Annotated in this window: 3 protein-coding genes and 1 pseudogene; 1 reads left to right on the forward strand and 3 read right to left on the reverse strand. The window is 60.9% G+C overall.

Going from position 1 to position 6,416, the window contains the following annotated elements; translation table 11 throughout:
• Window positions 1-30: 30 nt before the first annotated feature.
• Window positions 31-482: pseudogene (locus tag HKK72_RS40925) on the reverse strand (transposase family protein); the annotation flags it as partial.
• Window positions 483-2,692: 2,210 nt separating this feature from the next.
• On the opposite strand from HKK72_RS40925, the gene HKK72_RS13785 reads away from it, so the two are divergent.
• A complete protein-coding gene (locus tag HKK72_RS13785) occupies window positions 2,693-3,814 on the forward strand; it encodes a TMEM165/GDT1 family protein (protein ID WP_187234735.1) in 1,122 nt (373 codons plus the stop codon).
• Window positions 3,815-4,245: 431 nt separating this feature from the next.
• On the opposite strand, the gene HKK72_RS13790 is transcribed toward HKK72_RS13785, so the two are convergent.
• Together HKK72_RS13790 and HKK72_RS13795 are read right to left on the reverse strand one after the other, a co-directional pair.
• Window positions 4,246-4,545 (reverse strand): hypothetical protein, encoded by a 300-nt coding sequence (locus HKK72_RS13790; RefSeq protein WP_187234736.1) that lies wholly within the window; start codon window positions 4,543-4,545, stop codon window positions 4,246-4,248.
• Entirely contained in the window at window positions 4,542-6,038 is a 1,497-nt protein-coding gene (locus HKK72_RS13795; RefSeq protein ID WP_187234737.1) for a hypothetical protein, read from the reverse strand. Before HKK72_RS13795 ends, HKK72_RS13790 begins: the two co-directional genes overlap by 4 nt.
• Window positions 6,039-6,416: the final 378 nt, after the last annotated feature.

Genomic DNA, 6,416 nt, shown 5'->3' on the forward strand with positions numbered 1-6,416 from the left:
CTGAATCCGTTATCTCGCGCATGACACCGATTATGGAGCATAGAGGCTGCGGTCGTGTTCGAGGTGGAGCAAGACGAGTGCGGCTTTGGCGATGGCGCCGATGCGCCAGGAATCGAGGCTGACGCGGCGCATGGCTTTGAAGCTGGACTTGAGCAGGGAGTTTGCTGAGGTTCTCATATCCCAGGTCGGTCAGGGTGGGCATACCGCAGCGCTCGGCCGCTTCCAGCTGCGGAATCAGTTCTTCGGCGGCCTTGGCACAGGTGGTGTCGTGCTCACGACCGGGCCGTGCGTCTTATACCCACAACGGCCAGTCGTCGGGCATGGACACGACCTGGACGTTGCCGCCATGGTGTTTGTGCTTGCCCGACCACCACAGGTCCGCCTGGCGTGCTCACCCGGTCGGTGCGGATCACCGCGCCGTCCAGGTTCAGATGCGTGAGGGCGGCCTGTTCGGCATGCTCGAGGTTGGTCGGAGCCGCCGGTGGCGGCGGGCCCTGGGGATGGGGGCAGGCGGACGCCCGGCGGGTGACGGCGGGCGCCCAGGCGGGCAGCACGCGGGCATGCGATTTCTTCTCGGTTGACACCGTGATGCTGCGTCGCTTCTTGTCTTCTTCGTGGTCGAGGCCGGACGCGGTTCGTCCACGTCCTTGGGGTGACCGCCCGGATGGAGCGTGGGTTGCTCAGCAGGCTTGAAACCTGTTGGTCGATCTGGGGGAGCGGGCTGGCGGGTTTTGGTTCCTGGTCCGCGACCCGGACGCCAAGTCCACGCGGGTCTTCGATGACGTCATGGCTGGTGGCGACATAAGAGTGATCAAGATCCCGCCCTGGGTCGCCTCACGCGAACGCGTTTGCAGAGCGGTGGGTACGCACAGTGCGTTTGAGTGCACGGACCGGATGCTGATCTTCGGGGAGCGGCATCTGCGGACGATGCGGACCGAGTACGCCGCCCACTACAACCGGCACAGGCCGCACCGATCCCCGGACCTTCGAGCTCCCGCCGATGGCGCAGACGTGATCCGCCTGCCGACCGGCCGATCGAACGCCGCCAGGTCTTCGGAGGCTTGATCAACGAGTAGGTGCAAGATCGCGGAGTACGGAGGGGCCATGCGCCACAGCGGGGGCGAGGGAGAAGCCGGGACAGTGCCGCGAATCAGATCCGGTCGGCCGGCTGGTACCGGAGGCGCAGGACCTGGCGGCGCAATATGCGTTCTCACGACGGAGCACGAGTAACTCGACGTCCTTGGACAACCCACTGCGCCAGATGATCAGCACGAGACCCAGCAACTTCCGGACGATTAGATACACCAGGAAGAACACCATCTCGTGATGCTCTCAACCCAAGCAGCACCTCAGCAGCGAAACCGCAGCCACGACCCGTAACCGAATATTCGAGCGTGGGGTCGTTGCACTCAGGATCAGGCGCAATTCCATAGTTTGGGCAGCGCCAGCCTCGCCGGTCCTTTGGATGGGCAATATTCCACTGACGCATTGCCGATTATCCCCGTCGCGCTCACCTCCGGCCGGGGCCCTAAATCTAGGTCCTGGGGCCCTTCTGTAGGCCTGTCTTAAGTCACTAGTTTCTTCCTGCAGCACAGCGATGGCTTCATCAGGCTCGTGGCGAGACAGTTATCGGGAGTGACCAGGATATAGAAGATCTACGCCTAGTAGGTGCGGGGATTCCCGGGGAAGATCGTGTTCATCTTGGCGTCTGCTTCGACGTCACTGCTCGTAACGGAGGTAGCTAAAATGGCGGCTACAGCGCCTGACGGAGCTGGGCGTGGCCGACCCGGAGAACCGGAGATTCGCCGTTTCCTGATCGAAGCGTGGCGAGCCCGGTGCCCTATGCCACCAACGGACGTCGACCCGGACCGGACACTGGACAAGTTTGGGTTGACCTCGCGCGGCGCGACGCGGTCGCCGGTGCGCTCGAACGGCTCGTTGGGGCGTCTCTATCGCACACCCTCCTTTATGAATATCCGACTATCGCTCGGCTCGCAGAGGTCCTCGCTCGGCGCGAATTCATCGCTCCCGATTCACCATCTGCCAGTTTACCGCGTGGCATCGGAGTGTCGGCCTATCGGATCCCGGTGACGCTGTGCCGATTCGAGGCAACTTGGCGGTGAATCGGGGAGAGGCGGCGGTGAATCGGCCGGTTCCCTGCCACCTGATCTCACAGTTCTCGAATGGCATGCATCTCACGGACGGTTGCCACGGCCTCCTCGCTCAGCATGCCATTAACGAAGTTTCTCTTTCTTACGTTCGCGTACCCCCGCGGTGCGGGCGGTGGCTCGGATTAGTCAGGCGCGTGGCGGCTTTGCATGCGGCCTCCTTGTTCTGTCGGTTTGGATCGTCGGTGGCGCCGCTTTCAGCATTCCGCGCCTCGTCATGCGCCGTCCATACAGCCTTCCGCACATCCTCCGCGTCTCCCTGTCGCTGCGTCGGTGGCTCCCTTACTGGGATCACCTCAGTGACGATGTGACGGCGAACTGTTTGGTAGAAGACTTATCGACCGGTAGCGGTGCTGTCCCAAGTGGACGGGGAGACCCAATTTTAGATGGGCCTTGAAACCCTTTCAAACCGAATTATCGATTGCTAATTTTAACAGTGGGGGGTGGAGGCCTTGACCTATGGGCACACGCGTAAGCGCCGGCGGCGGTCACGATCGACCGCGACCGATCGTGGTGAGGGGGCCGTGTCTTATCTGGCGCTCTGTACATTGTTCGCGGTCCTTGTTGGCGCCTTTTTCGCGTCCGGCGTGCCCACCCGTCTCTCCACAGGCCCTGATGCGGCCCTATGCCTGATTTTCCACCAGAATTGTCAACCCGAAGGCTCTTTTTCAGGCCTCGGAAACACTAGCGCAGACCGGTACAAAACCGCGCAATCCACAAATCCCGGCAAAGGGGGCGACGGTAACTGCTGGACGTGGGCTGACCGATTCTGCCAGGTCGTCGACGGCGTGCGCCTTGGCGTCTGGGACACCTTCAAAGACATCTGGGATGGAGTGAGACTCGGGGGCTGCCTGGCGCATAATCTTTGTAAGCATTCCGATTTCAAAAGTAGCTGGGTAAGTATTTACAAACTATTCACGACCAACCCCGTTGATACCGGTTCTTCGATGCTCGATGAAGCTACCAAACCGATCCGCGACGACTGGAATAACGAGCGCAAGCTTCGAGCCGTAACCCGGGCGGCACCTTCTGTGGCCAGCGTAATATTTGGCGGAAAGGGGATCACTAAGATCGGAAAAGTCGGCAAGGCAGGGAAAGCCGGTAAGCGCGTCGATGAGGTAAAGCCTCGACGTGACACTCCGACAGAAAAGCCCATTCTACTTGAACTGGCCGGAAGGCAAGCACTCGAGCAGCTCAGCAAGCAGTATGGCGATACGGTCCTTTATCACGGGTCGCCTACGCGTTTGACTGAGCTGGAACCGCGCCAGATGAACTGGTTGGACAAGGATCTCAATAAGTATCCGGACGGAAAGCCTGCGGTTTGCGCGGGCACGTGCTACGACGTCCCCATTTTTATGGCGCTATTCAAGAAACGAGCAAGGTTCAGATATAAGGAGAATGCCAACGGGGAGACTGAGTTCATTGTAGATAAAGCCAGCCTGACCGAGGGCCTGGAAGATCTTGAGGGATATGTTTATATCGTCAGAAAGGTCGATTTTGAATCGTTCGGCGGTGAAGCGCCCGAAGGGTGGCCCGGGCCTGCACTTCCTCGCCCCGAGGAATATAGAGCATACGATAAAGTCACTCCTCTTGCAATGGTCAAAGTGACGATAGAAGACTTTCCTGCTACCATTGTCTTTGAATAAATCTTGTCCACTCCTGCGGATAGCTGGACGCCACCAAGGTTCTCGGGTCAGAAAGCGCGACTCCATACGCGCGAGGTGATCGGCGGCGAACCTGCACCCGACTTAGGGCGTGTCCCGTGGATCTTGATCTCTGATTTCTAGTAGACCACAGCGATGAATGAGGAGCGCCTAAAGCGTCATGATCTGACCGATGTGGAATGGGAGCTGCCGGCGCCGTTGCTCCCCCGCGCAGGGCGGGCGATGGAGAGATCATCGCACGGTGATCAACACAGTCTTTTCCGGACCAGGACCGGGCGGCCACAACGAGCGGCCGGTGGTTTGGATGCGCAACCGCTTGAGTAGCACATCCAGGCCGACCGGCTCGTCCGTCTGGCATGTTCCACGGCGTCGACGAACGGGTCCCCGTCGAGGGCCGCCGACCGTGTAACCGCTCAATCGTCCATAGTCGTTGAGTCACGATCGCTCTCGTCCACGAAAAGGTAGTAAGTCATCTGTCGGGGTTCCAAGAGTGTCCGCATGAACGTTTCGGATTCATCACGGCCGACGCTCCGGCACTCCCGATCGAGCGGTACGCCCTGGTCATAGAAATCCTGAGCAAGAGAGCCTATTTGTGGATCTATGACATGGAGAGAAACGCCTGCCTCAGGATTCCAGATGAATTCTGCCACCGGTCTTCCGGAGCCGGAGAGAGCCGAATAAAGAACCACTCGTGTTGGTACCTCTTCGTTCATTGCAGAGGTTTCCTCACAGTCTCAAAATTAACATCGAGGATAGCGCCCCGCCATGCCTCGCCGGTGATCTCTCCTCGGCTTCGCAGCTCATTCAGTCGATCCAGTGCTCCGTCCACCGCGCCTGGGCTAAGGCCGGATCCACGCAGCATGCGGCGCAGTTCGGCGATGTCGATCGCCTTGATGTCTGCAATCACTTCGGGGCTGAGCTGACGTTCGTGGGGCGGGCGCTCCATATATTCCGCCAAAAAGTTAGAGCGGATGTAGCCCTGTGAATCCTCCGGGAACGAAAGCCCATGATCAACGGCTTTGATGCGCCCATCCAATACCGTGAGATAATTGCCCCTATGTCGATCGGTGTTTCCGATGATGTAGTCAAATGCCGCCATCCGATCTTGGTCCAGGCGGGTATAAGAATGCGGAAGGAAGCTGCCGTCCGTCTTATCGACAAAATCTTGCAAAGAGCCTATCCCTTTCGGTCCACTCCACAAAGTCGTGGTCGGTACCAGGTCCCAGCCGAGAAGCTCGCTCAACCGATACGCCGCGACTTCGCGATAAGCAAGCCCGCCCTTAGGGATGCTCTTGCGGTCAGCCGATGTCTCGCTGACCTGTGGCTTATAAACAGCATCGCTATCATCCTTGAAATGGATTTTATACACGTCGTTTTCGCGACGTTTGCCATCCTTGTAGAGAAGCGGTTCATCCCACGCTACCTCCCGCTCTCGAAGTTCCACTTCTTTCTCGGTCGGAGGATAATTCGCGTCAAGATCGCGGCGATCCGGGTCGTGCTGACTCCGGTCGTACTCGTCGCCCGCCTTCCGTGTCGCGTCCGCATCGCCCCTGTCGGTGTCGGCGTGGTCGGTACGGCGCAGGCTTTTGAGTAGTTTGGTTCCTCTGCCGAACCAGCCGACGCCGCCGACCATGCCGAGGACGGCGGGCACGGCTCGGCCGGCGGCGGTGCCGTGGTGGTCGTTGTTCCAGTCCTCGCGGATGTCCTTGGTGGAGTCGTCCCACATCGACTTGAGGGTGTCGATGGGGTTGGTGGTGAACAGGCTGCCGATGCCGCTCCAGCCGTCCTTGAACGCCCCATGGCTGCAGATGTGGACCAGGCAGCCGATGAACGTCACCCCGTCCCAGGTGCCGGTCACGATGTCCCAGGTGCCGCGGTAGATGCCCTGGCCGAAGTCGCAGAACTCCTGCCCCCAACCACAGCTCCAGTAGGTGTCGGCCGGCTCGTCCGGGGACGCTGCGCCATCGGGCGGCGGACCCGACGGCACGTACGCCGTTTCGGCGTCGCGCCGGTCGTCGACGCCGGCACCCGGCTCAACGAGCGATCCATCAACCGGTTCGGCGCCAGGCCCGACATCGGCGCCGGGTCGGGGGTCGGCGCACTCGGCGTCGCCGACCCGGCACACCGCGTCCTGGATGTGGTCGGTCACCCCGCCCGGCACCCGGGACATCACCAGCGCGGTCACGACCGTCACCACGAGCAGCACGACCGCCAGGTACGACAGCGTCCCCTCACCCCGGTCGGACGAGGACGCGGCGCGGACCTTCGTTCCCCCGCCTGCGATTGGCACGGCACACCTCCGCCGAGACCATATTCACCAGCGCACAAAATGCCCCAGAGCCCCCGGACCCAAGAGCAGGCCCATTCCCCGACCTTTCGAGGTTGGCGACATGCCGATTCTCGGCTGGGCCCTGTCGGTCTGCGGGTGTGAGCGACATCATGCGCGCCGGGACCATTCCCGCGTGCGGCTTGGTGGTACATCGCCGCCGCACGATCAGCGGCCTCGTATTGATCGCCATATGCGCCGGACTGGTGGCGCCCGCTCCTGCGATGTCGATATGAAGCGGTGACCGTCACAATCAGC

Source organism: Actinomadura sp. HBU206391 (assembly GCF_014323665.1).
GTDB lineage: Bacteria > Actinomycetota > Actinomycetes > Streptosporangiales > Streptosporangiaceae > Actinomadura_C.